The 20,310-nt window shown below is 66.3% G+C and carries 18 protein-coding genes; 11 read left to right on the plus strand and 7 right to left on the minus strand.

Going from position 1 to position 20,310, the window contains the following annotated elements; all coding sequences use genetic code 11:
• Window positions 1-123 precede the first annotated feature (123 nt).
• The 4 genes from H681_RS00980 to zur are packed head-to-tail and all read right to left on the minus strand — an operon-like array spanning window position 124 to window position 2,629.
• Window positions 124-504 (minus strand): hypothetical protein, encoded by a 381-nt coding sequence (locus tag H681_RS00980; protein ID WP_015474968.1) that lies wholly within the window; start codon window positions 502-504, stop codon window positions 124-126.
• A 37-nt stretch (window positions 505-541) separates the two neighbouring features.
• Window positions 542-1,330 carry a zinc ABC transporter permease subunit ZnuB gene (gene znuB / locus H681_RS00985; RefSeq protein WP_015474969.1) on the minus strand — a complete coding sequence of 263 codons (789 nt, stop codon included), beginning with the start codon at window positions 1,328-1,330 and terminating at the stop codon, window positions 542-544.
• Window positions 1,323-2,123 (minus strand): zinc ABC transporter ATP-binding protein ZnuC, encoded by an 801-nt coding sequence (gene znuC / locus H681_RS00990; protein ID WP_015474970.1) that lies wholly within the window; start codon window positions 2,121-2,123, stop codon window positions 1,323-1,325. Before znuC ends, znuB begins: the two co-directional genes overlap by 8 nt.
• Window positions 2,123-2,629: a zinc uptake transcriptional repressor Zur gene (zur, locus tag H681_RS00995; protein ID WP_015474971.1), complete on the minus strand. Its 507-nt coding sequence runs from the start codon at window positions 2,627-2,629 to the stop codon at window positions 2,123-2,125. The genes znuC and zur overlap by 1 nt, the downstream gene beginning before the upstream one ends.
• Before the next feature lie 70 nt (window positions 2,630-2,699).
• Here zur and znuA point away from each other — a divergent pair, with 70 nt between their 5' ends.
• From znuA to H681_RS01010, 3 genes are all read left to right on the plus strand, one after another.
• Window positions 2,700-3,638, plus strand: a complete 939-nt coding sequence (gene znuA, locus H681_RS01000; protein WP_015474972.1) for a zinc ABC transporter substrate-binding protein ZnuA — start codon at window positions 2,700-2,702, stop codon at window positions 3,636-3,638.
• A 494-nt stretch (window positions 3,639-4,132) separates the two neighbouring features.
• On the plus strand, window positions 4,133-6,367 hold the full coding sequence (locus H681_RS01005; RefSeq protein WP_177324577.1) for an adenosylcobalamin-dependent ribonucleoside-diphosphate reductase: 2,235 nt from the start codon (window positions 4,133-4,135) through the stop codon (window positions 6,365-6,367).
• Window positions 6,368-6,384: 17 nt separating this feature from the next.
• Entirely contained in the window at window positions 6,385-7,071 is a 687-nt protein-coding gene (locus H681_RS01010; RefSeq protein ID WP_015474974.1) for a TSCPD domain-containing protein, read from the plus strand.
• Between the two features lie 396 nt (window positions 7,072-7,467).
• Here the strand turns inward: H681_RS01010 and H681_RS01015 are convergent, their stop codons facing one another.
• On the minus strand, window positions 7,468-8,418 hold the full coding sequence (locus H681_RS01015; protein WP_015474975.1) for a homoserine kinase: 951 nt from the start codon (window positions 8,416-8,418) through the stop codon (window positions 7,468-7,470).
• Window positions 8,419-8,452: 34 nt separating this feature from the next.
• Window positions 8,453-8,740 carry a DUF2782 domain-containing protein gene (locus H681_RS01020; RefSeq protein WP_015474976.1) on the minus strand — a complete coding sequence of 96 codons (288 nt, stop codon included), beginning with the start codon at window positions 8,738-8,740 and terminating at the stop codon, window positions 8,453-8,455.
• A 74-nt stretch (window positions 8,741-8,814) separates the two neighbouring features.
• On the opposite strand from H681_RS01020, the gene polA reads away from it, so the two are divergent.
• On the plus strand, window positions 8,815-11,556 hold the full coding sequence (gene polA, locus H681_RS01025; protein ID WP_015474977.1) for a DNA polymerase I: 2,742 nt from the start codon (window positions 8,815-8,817) through the stop codon (window positions 11,554-11,556).
• A 263-nt stretch (window positions 11,557-11,819) separates the two neighbouring features.
• Here polA and yihA read toward each other — a convergent pair whose 3' ends face one another.
• Complete coding sequence (yihA, locus tag H681_RS01030) at window positions 11,820-12,479, minus strand: ribosome biogenesis GTP-binding protein YihA/YsxC (RefSeq protein ID WP_015474978.1); 660 nt, start codon at window positions 12,477-12,479, stop codon at window positions 11,820-11,822.
• A 189-nt stretch (window positions 12,480-12,668) separates the two neighbouring features.
• Between yihA and H681_RS01035 the strand changes: the two genes are divergently transcribed.
• The 7 genes from H681_RS01035 to glmS all read left to right on the plus strand — a co-directional run bounded on the left by H681_RS01035 (window position 12,669) and on the right by glmS (window position 20,059).
• Window positions 12,669-12,959 carry a c-type cytochrome gene (locus H681_RS01035; RefSeq protein ID WP_015474979.1) on the plus strand — a complete coding sequence of 97 codons (291 nt, stop codon included), beginning with the start codon at window positions 12,669-12,671 and terminating at the stop codon, window positions 12,957-12,959.
• A gap of 46 nt (window positions 12,960-13,005) precedes the next feature.
• Window positions 13,006-13,611, plus strand: coding sequence for a c-type cytochrome (locus tag H681_RS01040; protein WP_015474980.1), 606 nt, complete (start codon window positions 13,006-13,008; stop codon window positions 13,609-13,611).
• A gap of 168 nt (window positions 13,612-13,779) precedes the next feature.
• Window positions 13,780-14,421, plus strand: a complete 642-nt coding sequence (locus H681_RS01045) for a thiol:disulfide interchange protein DsbA/DsbL (protein WP_015474981.1) — start codon at window positions 13,780-13,782, stop codon at window positions 14,419-14,421.
• Between the two features lie 11 nt (window positions 14,422-14,432).
• Window positions 14,433-15,305: an endonuclease/exonuclease/phosphatase family protein gene (locus tag H681_RS01050; protein WP_015474982.1), complete on the plus strand. Its 873-nt coding sequence runs from the start codon at window positions 14,433-14,435 to the stop codon at window positions 15,303-15,305.
• Entirely contained in the window at window positions 15,302-17,236 is a 1,935-nt protein-coding gene (locus tag H681_RS01055) for a GGDEF domain-containing protein (protein WP_015474983.1), read from the plus strand. The genes H681_RS01050 and H681_RS01055 overlap by 4 nt, the downstream gene beginning before the upstream one ends.
• A gap of 201 nt (window positions 17,237-17,437) precedes the next feature.
• Window positions 17,438-18,208 carry a DeoR/GlpR family DNA-binding transcription regulator gene (locus H681_RS01060; protein ID WP_015474984.1) on the plus strand — a complete coding sequence of 257 codons (771 nt, stop codon included), beginning with the start codon at window positions 17,438-17,440 and terminating at the stop codon, window positions 18,206-18,208.
• A gap of 15 nt (window positions 18,209-18,223) precedes the next feature.
• Window positions 18,224-20,059: a glutamine--fructose-6-phosphate transaminase (isomerizing) gene (gene glmS, locus H681_RS01065; RefSeq protein WP_015474985.1), complete on the plus strand. Its 1,836-nt coding sequence runs from the start codon at window positions 18,224-18,226 to the stop codon at window positions 20,057-20,059.
• Window positions 20,060-20,310 lie beyond the last annotated feature (251 nt).

Raw genomic sequence — 20,310 nt, forward strand, 5'->3', positions numbered from 1 at the left:
GAGCGTAGGCGGTCAGCCAAAACCGCGCATTTTAACCTGCTTTTATATGGCTGATTAATCTTTGTTCAGCTAAGCACGGAACGAAAGAGAATAACGGGCGCCACGGACGGGCGCCCGTGGGGCTTACGGCGTGCAGTTGGGCTGGGCCGGTGCAACGGCCGCGGGCTTCTGCAGGCCGCTGACATCGGCGGCAACGCCAGGCGCGCGCGGCATCAGCGAGCGGGCGCGGGTCAGGGCGGTGGTGGCGCCGTTGACGTCGCCGTCCTGCAACGCCTTGCGGCTGCGCTCGAGGTAAGCGTCGGCCAGGCGCTGGCGGCGCTCGGCGAGCTGGGTGGCGTCTTCCTGTTCGGAGCCCAGCGCGAGCTGCGCGGATTCCAGACGGCCGGCGGCCAGTTCGGTTTCGAAGCCACTGCTGGCGGCCGGGTTGCTCGCGGTGCTCTGGCAGGCGCTCAGGGCCAGTGCCAGGGCCATCAGCGAGAACAGGCGGATGACGAACGACTTCATGCGTCAGGGTCTCTTTTGATCAAAAAATCGCCAAATTCTACACCGTCCGGCGCGGCAGGACAAAACTCAGCAGGAACAGGGCCGCCGCGCTGACCACGATGGAGGGGCCGGCGGGGGTGTCCTTGAACCAGGACAGCGAGAGCCCGGCGCACACCGCCACCAGTCCGATCAGACTCGCGCCGAAGGCCATTTGTTCAGGGCTGCGCGCATGCCGCTGGGCGGCGGCGGCGGGGATGATCAGCAAGGATGTGATCAGCAGCACGCCGACGATCTTCATGGCCACGGCGATGACGATGGCGATCAGCAGCATCAGCGCCAGGCGGATGGCGGTCACCGGCAGGCCTTCGACCCGCGCCAGTTCCTCGTGCACGGTGATCGCCAGCAGCGGCCGCCACAGCCAGCAGATCAGCCCCAGCACCAGGGCGCTGCCGGCGATGATCCACAAGAGGTCGGTCTGGCTGACGGCGAGCAGGTCGCCGAACAGGTAGGCCATCAGGTCGACGCGTACTTCCTTCATGAAGCTCAGGGTCACCAGGCCCAGCGACAGCGTACTGTGGGCGAGGATGCCCAGCAGGGTGTCGGCGGCCAGCGGCTGGCGCTGCTGCAGGGTGACCAGCAGCACGGCGAGCAGCACGCAGCCGACGGTCACCGCCAGCGTCGGGCTGACGTCCAGCAGGAAGCCGAGGGCCACGCCCAGCAGGGCGGCGTGGGACAGGGTGTCGCCGAAATAGGCCATGCGCCGCCAGACGACGAACGAACCCAGGGGCCCGGCGACCAGCGCCAGGGCCAGCCCGGCGAGGAGGGCGTTGAGCAGGAAATCAGCCATGATTGCAGTCGGGGCCGTGCTGGTGGACCGGTGTGAAGCGCGTGCCGGCGGGGAAGGCGGGTTTCACCACCTCGCCGTGCAGGTCGTGGGAATGGTCGTGGTGGTGGTGATACACCGCCAGGCTGCGGGCGTCCTGGCCGAACAGCTCGACGAAGGCCGGGTCGCCGCTGACCTGTTCCGGATGCCCGGAGCAGCAGACGTGACGGTTCAGGCAGACCACCTTGTCGGTGGCGCTCATCACCAGGTGCAGGTCGTGGGAGACCATCAGCACGCCGCAGCCGAGGCGGTCGCGCAGGCGGCCGATCAGGCGGTACAGCTCGGCTTGCCCTGCGACGTCGACGCCCTGCACGGGTTCGTCGAGCACCAGCAGTTCCGGCTTGCGCAGCAGGGCGCGGGCCAGCAGCACGCGCTGCAGCTCGCCGCCGGAGACACTCTGCAGCGGCTTGTCGATGACGTGGGCGGCGCCGACTTCCTTCAGCGCGTCGAGCGCGTGGGAGCGCTGCACGCCGGGGACCAGTCGCAGGAAGCGCAGCACGGTCAGCGGCAGGGTCGGGTCGACGTGGAGCTTCTGCGGCATGTAGCCGATGGACAGCTTCGGCTGGCGCCAGACGCTGCCGGTGTCGGGCTTGAGCAGGCCGAGCACGCTGCGCACCAGGGTCGTCTTGCCGGCGCCGTTGGGGCCGATCAGGGTGACGATCTCGCCGGGGGCGATGGTCAGGTCGACGTTCTGCAGCACTGCCTGGCCGCCATAGCTGACGCCGATGCCTTGCAGGCGGATCAGGGCGTCGCTCATCACGCCTCCCGCTGGCCGGGGGCGCAGGCGCCGCAGAGGCCGACGATCTCGACGGTCTGGCTTTCCACGGCGAAACCGACACCCTTGGCGCCGGCGACGATGGCCTCGCTGATGGCCGGCTGCTCCAGCTCGATGGCGGTGTGGCAGGCGCGGCAGATCAGGAACTGGCCTTCATGGGCATGTTCGGGATGGGCGCAGCCGATGAAGGCGTTGAGCGAGGCGATGCGGTGCACCAGACCGTTTTCCAGGAGGAAATCCAGGGCGCGGTAGACCGTCGGCGGCGCCGCCTTGCGGCCGTCCTCCTCGCTCAGCACGGCGAGGATGTCGTAGGCGCCCAGCGGCTTGTGGCTCGCCCAGACCAGCTCCAGCACGCGCCGGCGCAGCTCGGTCAGGCGCACGCCCTGGCGCGCGCACAGCGCATCGGCGTCGGCCAGGGCGCTGGCCACGCAGTTGGCGTGGTCGTGCGGACGGCAGGCGAGGGGAGTCTTGGGGGCGATCTTGTACATGCGCGGCGACGCTCGGGTTCAGAGACGTTATTATATTACTCTTTCATGTCTCCCCTGTGTGAGTACCGCCGTGTCCTTCCGTCCCGTCGCCCTGCTGACCGCCGCCTGCGCGCTGCTGCTCAGCCTCCCCGTACGTGCCGAGGTCAGCGTGCTGACCAGCATCAAGCCGCTGCAACTGATCGCCGCCGCCATCCAGGACGGCGAGGGCGCACCGGACGTGCTGCTGCCGCCGGGCGCCTCGCCGCACAGCTACTCGCTGCGCCCGTCCGACATCCGCCGCGTGCGCGATGTGCAGCTGTTCTACTGGGTCGGCCCGGACCTGGAGAACTTCCTGCCCAAGGTGCTGGACAGCCGCAAGGGCCCGAGCGTGGCTCTGCAGGACCAGGCCGGCATGCACCTGCGCAAGTTCGCCGACTTCAGCGAGTCCAACCACCCGGACCATGACGATGACCACGATGACCTGGGCCACGACCATGACCACCGCCCCGGCATGATCGACGCCCACCTCTGGCTGCTGCCGGCCAACGCCCAGGTGATCGCTGCGCGCATGGCCGAGGACCTGGCCATCGCCGACCCGGCCAACGCCAGCCGCTACCAGGCCAACCTGAAGGCCTTCGACGAGCGCATGGACCAGCTCAACACCCGTCTGCAGCAGCGCATCGACCCGCTCAAGGGCAAGCCGTTCTTCGTCTTCCACGAGGCCTTCGACTACTTCGAAGAGGCCTATGGCCTGCGCCATGCAGGCGTCTTCGCGGTGTCCGCCGATGTGCAGCCGGGTGCTCGCCACGTGGCGGCCATGCGCGCGCAACTGCAGAAGGCCGGCCCGTCCTGCATCTTCAGCGAACCGCCGATCCGCCCGCGCCTGGCCGACACCCTGAGCCAGGGCCTGCCGGTGCGCCTGGCCGAGCTGGATGACCTGGGCGTGGGCGTGAAGGTGGATGCCCGGGGCTACGAGAACCTGCTGGGCAACCTGGCGGACGAGTTCGCGGGGTGCCTGGAGAAGCTCTGACTGTCTCCATCCGCAGGAGCGGACTCTGTCCGCGCTGCTTCTGCTCTTCATGGGGCGAATAAGGCGTGGCGTTATCCGCCGTTTGGCCTTGGCCTCGGAGCGCTGCGAGCTCAGCCACAACGCTGCATCTTCAAGGCTTTCCGGACAGACCAGGGTGCTGGGATGGGCCGAGGTGTGCCGGCATGCAACCGCGAACGGTTGTACGCCCTGTGGCACTTTTCGTAGGAGCGAGCCTGCTCGCGAACCGAGGCTTCCTGTAACTCCGCTGTCAAACGGGTTCGCGAGCAGGCTCGCCCCTCCAAGGGCAGACGCTCCTGCGTTTTGCCTTTGCACTCTGTTGCATCTGCCGCGCCCGATCGTCGCACCACCTCCCTCCAGAAACGCCTCCCCACACCGCCCAACCCTGCCGATCGTCTGGAATTCCGGACCTGTCGCGGCTCCCGCCGTCCAACCGTCTATTGTGTGTCTTTGTGGGTAGCTGGCACTACATATTGATGCTGGTCAGTCTCAGGTGGCTATATATTGGGTCTACTCGCGCTCCATTGCGCCTGCCACCCAACCAACAGGAGGTTATTCCCCGGATGGCCAAGACCGATGCGCGCCCCCGTGGCGCCGACCAAGGAGTCCTCGCCCTGCAACCCGCCTCGCAGGATATCTGGGACAGCAAGTACCGCCTCAAGCACAAGAGCGGCAAACCCATCGATGGCAGCGTCGACGAGACCTGGCAGCGGGTCGCCCGCGCCCTGGCCGGCGTCGAGGCGGACAAGGCGCTGCGCGAGCACTGGTACGAACGTTTCCTCTGGGCCCTGCGCAACGGCGCCATCCCGGCCGGCCGGATCATTTCCAACGCCGGCGCCCAGGGGCACAAGCCGGCGACTTCGACCATCAACTGCACCGTCTCCGGGATCATCCACGACTCGATGGACGACATCCTGCAGAAGGTCCACGAGGCCGGGCTGACCCTCAAGGCCGGCTGCGGCATCGGCTATGAGTTCAGCACCCTACGCCCGCGCGGCGCCTATGTCTCCGGCGCCGGCGCGCACACCAGCGGGCCGCTGTCGTTCATGGATATCTACGACAAGATGTGCTTCACCGTCAGTTCCGCCGGGGGGCGGCGCGGTGCGCAGATGGGCACGTTCGACGTCAGCCACCCGGACGTTCGCGAGTTCATCCGCGCCAAGCGTGAGGACGGTCGCCTGCGCCAGTTCAACCTCAGCCTGCTGATCACCGACGGCTTCATGGCGGCGGTGGAAGCCGATGACGAGTGGCCGCTGATCTTCCCGATCCACCAGAAGGAGCGCGACGAGGTCGACCTGGAGGACGTCGATCAGGTGGTCTGGCGCGACTGGCCGGTGCACGACGAGTACCTGGTGGGCGAGGACGGCCGCGTGGCCTGCCGGGTCTACGGTCGGGTCAAGGCACGGCACCTGTGGGACATGATCATGGTGTCCACCTACGACTACGCAGAACCCGGCTTCATCCTGATCGACCGGGTGAACGAGCTGAACAACAACTGGTGGTGCGAGGCGATCCGCGCCACCAACCCCTGCGGCGAGCAGCCACTGCCGCCCTACGGCTCTTGCCTGCTGGGCTCGGTGAACCTGACCTGCTTCGTCAGCGACCCCTTTGGCGAGAACGCGCGCTTCGACTGGGAGCGTTTCCGCGAGGTGGTCCGCGTGTTCACCCGCATGCTCGACAACGTGGTGGAGATCAACGGCCTGCCGCTGGAGCAGCAGCGTGCGGAAATCCTCGGCAAGCGCCGCCACGGCATGGGCTTCCTCGGCCTGGGTTCGGCGCTGACCCTGCTCAAGCTGCGCTACGGCAGCCCGGAAGCCTGCGTGTTCACCGAGGAAGTGGCGCGCGAGATGGCGCTGGTGGGCTGGGAAGTGGCGCTGGAACTGTCCCGCGAGAAAGGCCCGGCGCCGGCGCTGGCGCAGGACTACGAAGTGACCGCCGAGATGCTGCGCAAGCGGCCGGAAATGGCCGACGATGGCTACAAGGTCGGCGACAAGGTGGCGGGCCGCGTGCTCCACGCCAAGTACTCGCGCTACATGCAGCGGGTGGCCGAGCATGCGCCGCAACTGGTCGAGGAACTGGCCGAACAGGGTGCGCGCTTCACCCACCACAGCTCCATCGCCCCCACCGGCACCATCAGCCTGAGCCTGGCCAACAACGCCTCCAACGGCATCGAGCCGAGCTTCGCCCACCACTACTCGCGCAACCTGATCCGCGCCGGGCGCAAGACCAAGGAGAAGATCTCGGTCTTCAGCTACGAGCTGCTGGCCTACCGCGCCCAGGTGGACAACCACGCGGTGCCGGATGCCGAGGAAGAGAAACATCGCCTGCCGGACTACTTCATCACCGCCGACGACATCACCCCGCAGCAGCACGTGGACATCCAGGCGGCCGCGCAGAAGTGGATCGACTCGTCGATCTCCAAGACCGCCAACGTCCCCACCGACTACCCATTCGAGGACTTCAAGGACATCTACCTCTATGCGTGGCGCCAGGGCCTGAAGGGCTGCACTACCTTCCGCTTCAACCCGGCGGCCTTCCAGGGCGTGCTGGTGAAGGAAGCGGACCTGGAGAAGACGGTGTACCGCTTCGAACTGGAAGACGGCAGCGTGGTGGAACTCAAGGGCAACGAGGAAGTGGAATACGACGGCGAGATCCACACCGCCGCCAACCTCTTCGACGCCCTGAAAGAAGGCTATTACGGCAAGTACTGATACCCCTGGAGAGACACATGAGCGTCAAGATCAACCAGAAGATCAAAGGTTTCCAGGTGGTGGACGTGGCCGAGGAGAAGGCCCGCGCCGAAGCCGCCCAGGCGGCCGCCGTGGTGAAGATGGACGAGACCCTGCAGCGGCCGGAGATACTGGTGGGCGCCACCTACAAGATCAAGTCGCCGCTGTTCGAGCATGCGCTGTACGTGACCATCAATGACGTGGTGCTCAACCCGGACACCCCCTACGAGCAGCGCCGGCCCTTCGAGATCTTCATCAACTCGAAGAACATGGACCACTTCCAGTGGATCGTCGCGCTTACCCGGATCATGTCCGCGGTGTTCCGCAAGGGCGGTGACTGCACCTTCCTGGTGGAAGAAATGAAGGCGGTGTTCGACCCGCGCGGCGGCTACCTCAAGCGCGGCGGCATCTACATGCCGTCGATCGTCGCCGAGATCGGCGCTGTGGTGGAGCGCCACCTGGTCGCCATCGGCCTGATGGAAGGCCCGCAGCTGGACGAGGAACAGCGCCTGTACCTCGCCGAGAAGCGCGCCGCCTACGAAGCCGCCCAAGGCACCAACAAGGCCGAACCCGGCGAGGGCTTCCCCGCCGGCGCGCAGCTGTGCGGCAAGTGCAACACGATGGCGGTGGTGCAGATGGATGGCTGCGCCACCTGCCTGAACTGCGGGCATTCGAAATGTGGGTGAGCCCGCTCAAAACGCATGCGTTTTGAAGGGCGAACGACTGGCCAAGGATGGCCAGGCCGGGGTTGAACCTGGGCAGAGGAGTGGCGGCAGGGATGCCGGCTCCGAACTGGATCTTTACTCGCGCATGCGTCCCGCCGCTAACGACCGGTGACCGACCGCCGGGCCGGGTTCGATCTTCACACCGCACTGCTTTTTTGTAGGAGCGAGCTTGCTCGCGAACGAACTCCGCTGCGGGGCTGTTCGCGAGCAAGCTCGCTCCTACAGAAACCTCTCTTCATGGGAGCGGGCAAGGCGCGCTCCTACAAGGGGGCTCATCAGCTACCCGCGGACGCAGGGGCGCTCTCGCAGGAGCGGATTCATCCGCGATCAGCCGCAGCCCATCCCCGCACGCAGGCCTTACAGCGCAAACGGCAAATGAATCTCCACCTTCTGCCGCTTCTCCAGCCGCCGCTCGAACTCGCTCGGATCGTGGATCAGCACATCCTGCCCGACGAACGCTTCGGCCGCGATCAGCCGCGACAGCCAGAAGCGCACGCAGGCCACCCGCAGCATCTCCGGCCACAGCTCGGCTTCGAGCGCTGTGAACGGCCGCTTGGCCGCATAGGCCGCCAGCAGCGCGCGGGCGCGCGGGCCGTCGAGGGCGCCGTCGTCCGTCGAGCACCAGTCGTTCACGGTGATCGCCAGGTCGTAGAGCATCCAGCCCGAGCAGGCGTTGTAGAAGTCGATCAGCCCAGCCAGGTGCGGGCCGTCGAACAGCACGTTGTCGCGGAACAGGTCGGCGTGCAGGTTGGCGCGCGGCAGCGCCGGCTGTTCGGCGAGCAGGCGGGCGATCTCCTCAAGGGCATCGCCCAGCAGGGTCGCGGCGTGGCCGGACAGGTGTGACTGCATCGTCTCGCCTTCATGCAGCATCCAGCTCAGGCCACGGTCGCTGGGACGCTCGATGATCCGCCCGCGCGTCGCCAGGTGCAGGCGCGCCAGCAGATCGCCGACTTCCTGGCAGTGATGGTTGTTCGGGGCGCGCTCGTGGCGGCCCGGCAGGCGCGGCTGCAGCAGCGCCGGCTTGCCTTCGAGCTGGCGCAGCGCTTCGCCGTCCTTCGTGCGCAGGGCATAGGGCACCGGCAGGTCGGCTTCGTGCAGCACGTCGAGCAGCTCGATGAAGAACGGCATCTCCCGCACCGGACCGCGCTCGATCAGGGTCAGGACGAACTCGCCCTGTTCCAGGCTGACGAAGAAGTTGCTGTTCTCCGAGCCTTCCGCGATGCCACGGAAGTCCCGCAGCCGGCCGAGGCCGTAGGGGGCGAGGAAGTTTTCCAGGACCGGACGTTCCAGAGGCGTGAATACCGACATGCTCAATCCTCTGGAGCGTCGTGGAGGGGAGGGTTTACCAGCTGAAGATCTGCCACTGCGGAATCAGCTTGTCGGGCTGGTCCGAGCGGATGAAGTTGCCGTCGCTGCCATCCTGGCGCACCAGGAAATACGGCTTGCCGTGCTTGGGCACGACCTTGATGGCGTAGAGGAATCCGTTCACGCGGTATTCCTGGATGGTCCTGTCGCCCTCCTGGCGGATGGTCACATCCGGTTCCGGCGTCGGGGCATCGTCCGCCGCCAACACGGTGGTCGCGCCAAGACCCAGCAGAGCGGCGAGCAACAGGCGGTTCAACGTACGCATGATAACCTTGTCCCTTTGTCGAATTGGCTACGGACATTTTAGCCCGAGCCCTTCTGAAAAGGTTGATTCCCCTCATGAGCCAAGCACCCCTCGTCCTCGTGGACGGCTCGTCCTACCTGTATCGCGCCTTCCATGCCCTGCCGCCGCTGACGACCTCCACCGGCATGCCGACCGGCGCGGTGAAGGGCGTGCTGAACATGCTCAAGAGCCTGCGCAAGCAGTACCCGGACAGCCCCTTCGCGGTGGTCTTCGATGCCAAGGGCGGAACCTTCCGCGATGAGATGTTCGCCGAGTACAAGGCCAATCGCCCCTCGATGCCGGACGACCTGCGCGTGCAGGTGGAGCCGCTGCATGCCACCGTGCGCGCCCTCGGCCTGCCCCTGCTGTGCGTGGAAGGCGTGGAAGCGGACGACGTGATCGGCACCCTGGCCCGGCAGAGCGCGGCCGGTGGCCGGGCGGTGGTGATCTCCACCGGCGACAAGGACATGGCACAGCTGGTCGACGGGCACATTACGCTGGTCAACACCATGACCGGTAGCTCGCTCGACGTGGATGGCGTGAAAGAGAAATTCGGCGTCGGTCCTGAGCTGATCATCGACTACCTGGCGCTGATGGGCGACAAGGTCGACAACATCCCCGGCGTGCCCGGTGTCGGCGAAAAGACCGCCCTCGGCCTGCTCACCGGTGTGGGTGGAGGCCTGGATGTGCTGTACGCCAGCCTGAACAAGGTGCCCGAACTGCCGATCCGTGGCGCCAAGGGGCTGCCGGCCAAGCTCGAAGAGCACAAGGACATGGCCTACCTGTCCTACAAGCTCGCCACCATCAAGTGCGATGTCGAATTGAACATCGAGATCGATGCCCTGCACCCCGGCGAACCGGACCGCGAGGCCCTGACCGAGCTGTACCGCACCCTGGAATTCAAGACCGGGCTGGACGATCTGCAACGCCAGGCGGCCAAGGCCGGCAGCCCGCAGCTGGCGCTGGAAGAGGCCCCGGCGGAGAAGAGCTATGACATCGTTCTGGAGCAACCTCAGTTCGATGCCTGGCTGAAGAAGCTGGAAGCCGCCGAGCTGATCGCCTTCGACACCGAGACCACCAGCCTCGACCCGCAGCAGGCGCAGGTGGTGGGTGTGTCCTTCGCGGTGAAGGAAGGCGAAGCCGCCTATGTGCCGCTGGCCCACAGTTATATGGGCGTGCCGGCGCAGCTGGACCGCGACGCCGTGCTCAAGGCCCTCAAGCCGCTGCTGGAGGACCCGAAGAAGCGCAAGATCGGCCAGCACGCCAAGTACGACATGAACGTCCTGGCCAACGCCTCGACGCCCATCGCCGTGCAGGGCATCGCCTTCGACACCATGCTCGAATCCTATGTGCTGGACTCCACCGCGACCCGTCACGACATGGACAGCCTGGCGCTCAAGTACCTGGGCCACAGCACCATTCGCTTCGAGGACATCGCCGGCAAGGGCGCCAAGCAGCTGACCTTCGACCAGATCGCCCTGGAGCAGGCCGGCCCCTACGCCGCCGAAGACGCCGACGTGACCCTGCGCCTGCACCAGACCCTGTGGCAGAAGCTGGAGGCCATTCCGTCCCTGGCCAAGGTGCTCACCGAAATCGAGATGCCGCTGGTGCCGGTGCTGGCGCGCATCGAGCGCAACGGCGCGCTGGTCGACGCCCACCTGCTGGGCAAGCAGAGCGTCGAACTGGGCGAGAAGATGGTCGAGTTGCAGCGCCAGGCCTATGAGCTGGCGGGCGAGGAGTTCAACCTCGGCTCGCCCAAGCAGCTGGGCGCCATCCTTTATGAAAAGCTCGGCCTGCCGGTGCTGTCCAAGACCGCCACCGGCCAGCCGTCCACCGCCGAGGCCGTCCTTGCCGAGCTGGCCGAGCAGGATTACGAGCTGCCCAAGGTGATCATGCAGTACCGCTCCCTGAGCAAGCTCAAGAGTACCTACACCGACAAGCTGCCGGAGCAGATCAACCCGCGCACCGGGCGTATCCACACCAGCTACCACCAGGCGGTGGCGGCGACCGGCCGACTGTCCTCCAGCGACCCGAACCTGCAGAACATCCCGATCCGCACCGCCGAGGGCCGGCGCATCCGCCAGGCCTTCGTCGCGCCCAAGGGCTACAAGCTGCTGGCGGCGGACTACTCGCAGATCGAACTGCGCATCATGGCCCACCTGGCCAAGGACGAAGGCCTGCTGGACGCCTTCCGCCACGACCGCGACGTACACCGCGCCACTGCCGCCGAGGTGTTCGGCGTGCCGCTGGATGAGGTGACGTCCGACCAGCGCCGCAGCGCCAAGGCGATCAACTTCGGCCTGATCTACGGCATGAGCGCCTTCGGCCTGGCCAAGCAGATCGGCGTCGAGCGCAAGGAGGCCCAGGCCTACATCGACCGCTATTTCGCCCGCTACCCGGGCGTGCTGGCCTACATGGAGCGCACTCGCGCCCAGGCCGCCGAGCAGGGCTTCGTCGAGACGCTGTTCGGCCGCCGCCTGTATCTGCCGGAAATCGCCTCGAAGAACGGCGCCATGCGCAAGGCCGCCGAGCGCACCGCGATCAACGCACCGATGCAGGGCACCGCCGCGGACATCATGAAACGCGCGATGGTGACTGTGGATAAGTGGCTGCAGGACAGCGGGATCGATGCCCGGGTGATTCTCCAGGTACACGACGAACTGGTGCTGGAGGTTCGCGAGGACCTGGTGGACCGGGTCAGCGACACCCTTCGGCCGCTGATGAGCGGCGCGGCGGAGCTGGATGTGCCGCTGGTGGTCGAGGCCGGCGTGGGGGCGAACTGGGACGAAGCACACTGACGAATGGTCGAAGGGCCCGTGTGGCGGGCCCTTCGGAGAATCCGCCAATGTTTGTCCGGGACACCGCGAAAAATTTTTTTGTGAACTGATGAACTTTCCCGCAAAGGCCTCTGTCAGAACACGTGAATGGCTGGTGAAGCCCTTCGATGCTCCTTTGCAGTGTTTAGTGTTGGCAGATTACTGGACCCCGCCCTAGCGGTCCGGACTTAAACCCCGAACTTCCCCCTCCCCATACGAAGCTCGGGGTTTTTTTTGCCTGCGATTCAGCCTTCGGCTTCCTCGCCAGCCTCTTCTTCCTCGTCATCCAGCAGTCCCAGCCAGCCGGCCAGGACCATCTGCGCCTCTTCCACGCCCTGGCGCTTGGGGGCGGAGAACAGCTGCAGGGTGGCGACATCGCCCCAGCCCTGCTGGATTTCCTTGCGCACTTTCAGCAGCGCGTTCTTCGCCGCGCCGAAGGCGAGCTTGTCGGCCTTGGTCAGCAGCACGTGGATCGGCAACTGGCTGGCCTGGGCCCAGTCCAGCATCAGGCGGTCGAAATCGGTCAGCGGATGGCGGATGTCCATCAGCAGCACCACGCCGGCGAGGCTGTTGCGGCTGCTCAGGTAGGCTTCCAGATGCTGCTGCCAGTGAAGTTTCAGCGGGATCGGCACCTTGGCGTAGCCGTAGCCGGGCAGGTCGACCAGGCGGCGTTCGTCATCCAGGCGGAAGAAGTTCAGCAACTGGGTGCGGCCCGGCGTCTTGGAGGTGCGCGCCAGGTTCGCATGGGTCAGTGCGTTCAGCGCGCTGGATTTGCCCGCGTTGGAGCGGCCGGCGAAGGCGACTTCCAGGCCGGCGTCCTCCGGGCACTGGTTCACCTTGGCGGCGCTGATGAGGAACGTGGCCTGTTGGCACAGGCCGAGAATCGGGTTTTTCGCAGGGTTCATGGGGGGCATGGGTTCTTTCGCAGAGGGGTGCGACTAGGTGTCGCGGGGAGCGGGCTCGTTTCCGTTTCGGTATTGGAAGTATATAATGCCGCGGATTTTGTGTGCGCTTTATCCCCCAGGGTCGGGCGCCACGGGAACCCCAAAGTCCGTACACCAGAACGCGGACGTTCCCTGACGATGAGGACAATCATGAAGAAACTGCTGTTCGCAGCCATCGTTGCCGCGCTGGCTTCCAGCGCCCAGGCGGCCCAGGATCCGGAAGCCGTGTTCAACCGAGCGTGTGGCGCCTGCCACAATGGTCAGTTGCCGATGGCGCCGAAGAAGGGCGACGCCGCCGCGTGGAAACTGCGCCTGGACAAGGGCATGGACACGCTGGTGCAACACGTGACCAACGGTTTCAACGCGATGCCGCCTCACGGCCTGTGCACCGACTGCAGCGCCGAGGATTACCAGGCCATTATCCAATGGATGTCCAGGTAATCCCGGAGCCCTACTCTTTCCCCCTTAGCCGTTATTGGATTAGCTGATGAACAAATTGATCGTGAGTCTGCTGTTGACCCTGGGCCTTACCGGTGTTGCGCACGCCGCTGGCGATGCCAAGGCCGGTCAGGCGAAAGCTGCTGTATGTGGTGCCTGCCACGGCGCCGATGGCAACAGCATGGCGCCGAACTTCCCGAAACTGGCCGGCCAGGGTGAACGTTACCTGCTCAAGCAGATGCACGACATCAAGGATGGCAAACGCACCGTTCTGGAAATGACCGGCCTGCTGACCAACCTGAGCGATGAGGATCTGGCTGACATCTCTGCCTACTTCGCCAGCCAGAACCCGAGCGTCGGCATGGCCGATCCCAAGCTGGTCGCCCAGGGCGAAGCCCTGTTCCGCGGCGGCAAGCTCACCGAAGGCATGCCGGCCTGCACCGGTTGCCACAACCCGGCTGGCCAGGGCAACGCCGAAGCCGGCTTCCCGCACCTGGGTGGCCAGCACGCGGCCTACACCGCCAAGCAGCTGACCGCCTTCCGCGAAGGCGAGCGCACCAACGACGGCGACGCCATGATCATGCGCAGCATCGCCGCCAAGCTGTCCAACAAGGACATCGCGGCGATCTCCAGCTATATCGAAGGCCTGCACTAAGCGGCACGCCTGGCGGAAATCGCTGGAATAAAAAAAGGGTGGCTTCGGCCGCCCTTTTTCGCATCCGCCGCCACTACAATGCTGGAACCGCGCCTGGAGCCTCCAGGTCAAACCGCTTTGTCCCGTCCCGCGCAGCAGGACGGATCCCGCTCAGCCAAGGAGTGAACCATGCGTAACCTGATTTTCACCGCCGCGCTGGCCTTCGCCGGCCTGTTCGCTGTCAACGCGAATGCCGCCGAGTTCGAAGCCGGCAAGAACTACACCGAGCTGAGCCAGGCCGTGCCGGTCTCCCAGCCGGGCAAGATCGAGGTGGTGGAGTTGTTCTGGTACGGCTGCCCGCACTGCTATGCCTTCGAGCCGACCATCAATCCCTGGGTCGAGAAGCTGCCCGAAGACGTGCATTTCGTGCGTGTCCCCGCCATGTTCGGCGGCCTGTGGAACATTCACGGCCAACTGTTCCTGACCCTGGAATCGATGGGCGTGGAGCAGAAGGTCCATCACGCGATCTTCGAAAAACTGCACAACAGCCCCAAGGGCCTGACCACTCCGGAAGAAATGGCTGATTTCGTCGCCGAGCAGGGCGTGGACAAGGACAAGTTCCTCAGCACCTACAACTCCTTCGCCATCAAGGGCCAGATCGAGAAGGCCAAGAAGCTGGCGATGGCCTACCAGATCAGCGGCGTACCGACGATGGTCGTCAACGGCAAGTACCGCTTCGACATCGGTTCGGCCGGCAGCCCGGACGCCGCCCTGGAGCTGGCCGACCAACTGATCGCCAAGGAGCGCGCCTCCGCCAAGGCCGCTCAGTAAGGGGCCTGCCGATGCTGCGCCGGCGGAGTCGCGAGCGCGTTGCGAGTGCCTGCACCGCACGCGTCAATCCCGATCACCAGTGCGTGTCGGGGCTGCCCGAGGATGGCCGTCTCCGCCTGCTCAGCTTCAACATTCAGGTTGGCATCAGTACCGAGCGTTACCGTCATTACCTGACGCGCGGCTGGCAGCACCTGTTGCCGGCCGCGGGCCGTGCCAGCAACCTGCAGCGCATTGGCGAACTGCTTGCCGACTATGACGTGGTCGCGTTGCAGGAGGCCGACGGCGGCAGCATCCGCTCCGGCAATATCAATCAGGTCGAGCACCTGGCCCATCTCGGGGACTTCCCCTACTGGTACCAGCAGCTCAACCGCAATCTCGGGCGCATCGCCCAGCACAGCAACGGCCTGCTCAGCCGTTTGCAACCCACCGCCCTGGAAGACCATCCGCTGCCCGGCCCGCCCGGGCGCGGCGCGATCCTCATGCGCTTCGGCGACGGCGACGATGCCCTTGCCGTGGTGATGATGCACCTGGCCCTGGGCGCGCGCACCCGCACCCGCCAGCTCGCCTACATCCGCGAGCTGCTGCAGGGCTACCGCCACCAGGTGCTGATGGGCGACATGAACACCCATGCCACCGATTTGCTGGAAAGCTCGCCCCTGCGTGACCTGGGGCTGGTCGCGCCGCAGGTCGAGGCGACCTTCCCCAGTTGGCGCCCGCAGCGTTGCCTGGACCACATCCTGCTCAGTTCCGAGCTGGCGCTGGAGCGCGTCAGTGTCCTGCCGCAACCGATTTCCGACCACCTGCCCGTGGCCGTGGAAATCCGCCTGCCGGATGCCTTGCGCACGGCCTCGTCGCTCGTCTTGCGCGGCGAGGCTGTCGAATGAGTCGGGAAGGCGAACCGCGCTGGAAACAGAAGTACCTCGACAATCTCGAACAGCAGGAAAAACTCGAGCGGCGCTGGAGCGCCCGCGTCGACCTGCTGCGCCGTGGCCTGGTGCGCAGCAGCCTGGCCGCCGAAGGCAGCGACAAGGCGGTGGACGCCTGCATGAAGGAGCTGCGCGAGGTGCTACGCCGCGACGAGATGGATGCCGGTCTGTCGCGCCTGATCCCGCAGCTGGAAAGGGCGGTGCTCGATTCCGAGCAGCGTCGTCAGCAGCGCGTCGAGCAGAACGTCGCGGCATTGTCCCAGCTCGCCCAGCAACTGCTGGCGCTCGATCTGCCGGGAGACGTGCGCAAGCCGCTCAAGCAGTTCGCCAAGGACATCGCCGCACGGGCCAGCACCTCCCGCGAACTGCCGGCCCTGCTCGGCGAACTGAGCGGCCTGCAGCGGCGTGCGCTGGAGCATTTCGACACGGGCAATGAGCAGCGCCCCGGTTTCCTGCAGCGCCTGTTCGGCGGGCGTGAAGCGGCTGCCGATGCGCTGGAGCCGGCGTTGACTGTGACGACCGCCGTGGCCGGTGCGCCGTTGGCCGACACGGTGGCGCTGGACGAGGCCGTGGCCGTCCAGGCCGAATCCCTGGCACCCGCACCCGCACCCGCACCCGCACCCGCACCCGCACCCGCACCCGCACCCGCACCTGTAGCAGTCGAGCCCGTCATCGAGCCGGTGACTGCGGCAGTCGAACCGCTGACGACCGAGTCGCCGGTCGTTTCTCCCGCCGGGGCGCCCGAGCCGGCCCTGCTCGACAGCCTGCCATTGCCCCCCGGCCTGTTCGGCGAACCGGCCGACGCCGCCGACCGCTACGCCTTGCCGCCGCGCCCGGAGCCGGGCTACAGCGCCGTCGCGCCGCATATCGAAGCCAGCCTGCTGCACCTGCTGGACGAGATGCGCCTGCCGTCTACCCACCAGCCCCAGGCCGATGCCCTGCGCACGCGCATTCATGGCAGTCTGAACTGGTACGAGCTGGTCCCGGTGCTGGATGACCTGGCGGTGCTAGTGCTGTCGCTCAACGACTGCGGCCAGCGCGAGTTCGAAGGCTACCTGTACCAGCTCAACGAGCGCCTGGGCGCCTTCCTCGACGGGCTGCAGGCGGTCCACGACAACCATGCCGGCGCAAGTTCCAGCGCCCGCGACCTGGACGACGCGCTGCGCGAGCAGGTCAGCGGCCTGAAGGAAAGCGTGCTGGAAGCCACCGACCTGGAAGGCCTCAAGCGTCATGTGGAAAGCCGCCTGCAAGGGCTGGTCGGCACGATGGACCGGTTCCGCGAGGAGCGCGAAGCCCGCGAGCGCGAGGTGGGCGAGCGCATCCAGTCGCTGATGACGCGGGTGGCGAGCATGGAAGAAGAGGCGCGGACCTTCAAAGCCAGCATCGAGGACCAGCGCCAGAAGGCCATGACCGACGCGCTCACCGGCCTGCCCAACCGCGCCGCCTTGACCGAGCGCCTGGAACTGGAAGTCTCGCGCTGGCAGCGCTACGGCGGCGACCTGCTGCTGGCGGTCCTGGACGTGGACCACTTCAAGCGCATCAACGACGACTTTGGTCATCTGGCCGGCGACAAGGTGCTGAAGATCATCGCCGCGGAGCTCTCCAAACGCCTGCGCAATACCGACTTCATCGCTCGCTATGGCGGCGAGGAGTTCGTCGTGCTGCTGCCCTCGACGCCCCTGGACGGCGGCGAGCGGTTGCTCGAAGCGCTGCGCGGCGCAGTGGAAGCCTGCCCGTTCCATTTCAAGGGCGAACGCCTGGTGATTACCTGTTCCGCGGGCCTGACCGCCTTCCGCGCCGATGAGCGCAGCGACGCGGTCTTCGAACGGGCCGACCAGGCGCTGTATCGCGCCAAGCGTGGCGGCCGCAATCGGCTGGAAGTGGACTGAGCCAGCCGCTGCCGGGCGTTTGTTTGTAGGAGCGAGCTTGCTCGCGAACAGCGCTCCCCGCCGACCTGCGCGTTGAATGGTTCGCGAGCAAGCTCGCTCCTACAGAAAAGAACGTCGCCGCTCGAGCAGAAATTCTTGACGAACGAAAGCTCTTGGGTTTTGATTCGCGCCATTATCTTTCGAATCGAAACTTAATCGCCCATGTCGAAACGCAACACGCCGCAACGCCGCCACGACATCCTGGCGCTGCTCGCCGAACAGGGCGAGGTGAGCGTGGACGATCTCGCCCGGCGTTTCGCCACCTCCGAAGTGACCATCCGCAAGGACCTGGCAGCGCTGGAAGGCAACGGCCTGCTGCTGCGCCGCTACGGCGGTGCGGTGCCGATGCCCCACGAGCTGATCGCCGAGCCGAGCCAGCCGCTGTCGCGCTACAAGCAGGCCATCGCTCGCGCGGCGGCGACCTGCATCCGCGAACACGCGCGGATCATCATCGACAGCGGCAGCACCACCGCCGCGCTGATCCCCGAACTGGGCCGCAAGCCGGGCCTGGTGGTGATGACCAACTCGCTGAGCGTGGCCAACGCCCTGCGCGAACTGGAGCGTGAACCGGTACTGCTGATGACCGGCGGAACCTGGGATCCGCACTCCGAGTCCTTCCAGGGCCAGGTGGCCGAACAGGTGCTGCGCTCCTACGATTTCGATCAGTTGTTCATCGGCGCCACCGGCCTCGACCTGGAGCGCGGCACCACCACGTTCAACGAACTGCTGGGGCTGAGCCGGGTAATGGCCGAGGTCGCCCGCGAGGTGATCGTCATGGCCGAAGCCGACAAGCTGGGCCGACGCATTCCCAACCTGGAGCTGCCGTGGAGCAGCGTCCAGACCCTGATAACCGACGAGCGCTTGAGCGATGAAGCGTTCGAACTGATCCAGGCGCGTGGCGTGAAAGTGATCCGCGCACGCTGCGAAGACTGAAAGGAGAGCCCATTCATGTGTGGAATCGTAGGCGCCATCGCCGAACGTAACGTGACCCCGATCCTCGTCGAGGGCCTCAAGCGCCTCGAATACCGTGGCTATGACAGCGCCGGGGTGGCGGTGGTGGACGCCAGTGGCGCACTGGATCGCCGCCGCCGCGCCGGCAAGGTGTCCAGCCTGGAGCAGGCCATCGAGGAGCAGCCGCTGGCTGGCCGCCTGGGCATCGCCCATACCCGCTGGGCCACCCACGGCGCGCCCACCGAGGGCAATGCCCACCCGCACTTCTCCCACGGCGAACTGGCGGTGGTGCACAACGGCATCATCGAGAATCACGAGGCGCTGCGCGAAATGCTCAAGGCGCGCGGCTACGTGTTCACCTCGCAGACCGACACCGAGGTCATCGTCCATCTGCTGCACCTGCGGCTGACCGAGATGGGCGACCTCACGGTTGCGCTCAAGGCGACGGTCAAGGAGCTGCATGGCGCCTATGGCCTGGCGGTGATCAGCGCCAAGCAACCGGACCGCATCCTCGCCGCGCGCAGCGGCAGTCCGCTGGTGGTCGGCCTGGGCCACGGCGAGAACTTCCTCGCCTCCGACCAGTTGGCGCTGCGCCAGGTGACCGACCGCTTCATCTACCTGGAAGAAGGCGATATCGCCGAGATCCGCCGCGACAGCGTCCAGCTGTGGGATGTGAAGGGCAACCCGGTGCAGCGCGAGGCCGTGCGCTACCACGAAGGCGCCGAGGCCGCCGACAAGGGCGAGTATCGCCACTTCATGCTCAAGGAGATCCATGAGCAGCCGTCCGTGGTGCAGCGCACCCTGGAAGGCCGTCTGGGCACCGGGCAGGTGCTGGTGGATAACTTCGGCCCGCAGGCCCGCGAGCTGCTGGCCAAGGTGCGCACCGTGCAGATCGTTGCTTGCGGCACCAGCTACCACGCCGGCATGGTCGCCCGTTACTGGCTGGAAAGCCTGACCGGCATTCCCTGTCAGGTCGAAGTCGCCAGCGAGTTCCGCTACCGCAAGGTGGCGGTGCACCCGGACTCCCTGTTCGTCACCATCTCCCAGTCCGGCGAAACCGCCGACACCCTGGCCGCGCTGCGCTATGCCAAGGAGCTGGGCTTCCTCGCAAGCCTCTCGATCTGCAACGTCGCCACCAGTTCGCTGGTGCGCGAGTCGGACATGACCCTGCTGACCAACGCCGGCCCGGAAATCGGCGTGGCGTCCACCAAGGCCTTCACCACCCAGCTGGTTGCCCTGTTGCTGCTGACCCTCGGCATCGGCCAGGTGCAGAAGCGCCTGAACGACGGCGTCGAAGCCGAACTGGTGAACGAGCTGCGTCGCCTGCCGACTCGCCTGGAAGAGGCGCTGGCGATGGACAAGGTGGTGGAGAAGGTCAGCGAGCTGTTCGCCGAGAAGCACCACACCCTGTTCCTTGGTCGTGGCGCGCAGTACCCGGTGGCGATGGAAGGCGCGCTGAAGCTCAAGGAGATCTCCTACATCCATGCCGAAGCCTACCCGGCCGGCGAGCTCAAGCACGGCCCGCTGGCCCTGGTGGACGCCGACATGCCGGTGGTCACCGTGGCGCCGAACAACGAACTGCTGGAAAAGCTCAAGTCCAACCTGCAGGAAGTCCGCGCCCGTGGCGGCGAGCTGGTGGTCTTCGCCGAGGGCGGCAGCGGTATCTCCAATGGCGAGGGCACCCACGTGGTGGGCATGCCGGCGATCCACGACTGCCTGGCGCCGATCCTCTACACCGTGCCGCTGCAGTTGCTGTCCTACTACGTCGCCGTGCTCAAGGGCACCGACGTCGACCAGCCGCGCAACCTGGCCAAGTCTGTGACCGTGGAATAACCCGGTCACCGCAGCTCCACCCGCAGGGGGCCCGCGCATCGCGCCGGCCCCTTGTTCGTTTCCGTCCTTCGCGGCTCTCGCAACAAATCCGTCGCACGACTCCCGCCAAAGCTTCACGAAACCGTCCCCTGCCTGCCAAGTCGATAGGCCACCCTCAGCGCTGCAACCTGATCGGGTGCGCGCATCGCCGTAGCGGTTGCGCACGCCGCAACAGCGGGAGCCGGCGTGGCGCCGGTCACCACGGCAATGCA

It is taken from the genome of Pseudomonas sp. ATCC 13867 (genome assembly GCF_000349845.1).
In the GTDB taxonomy this organism is placed as follows: Bacteria; Pseudomonadota; Gammaproteobacteria; order Pseudomonadales; family Pseudomonadaceae; genus Pseudomonas.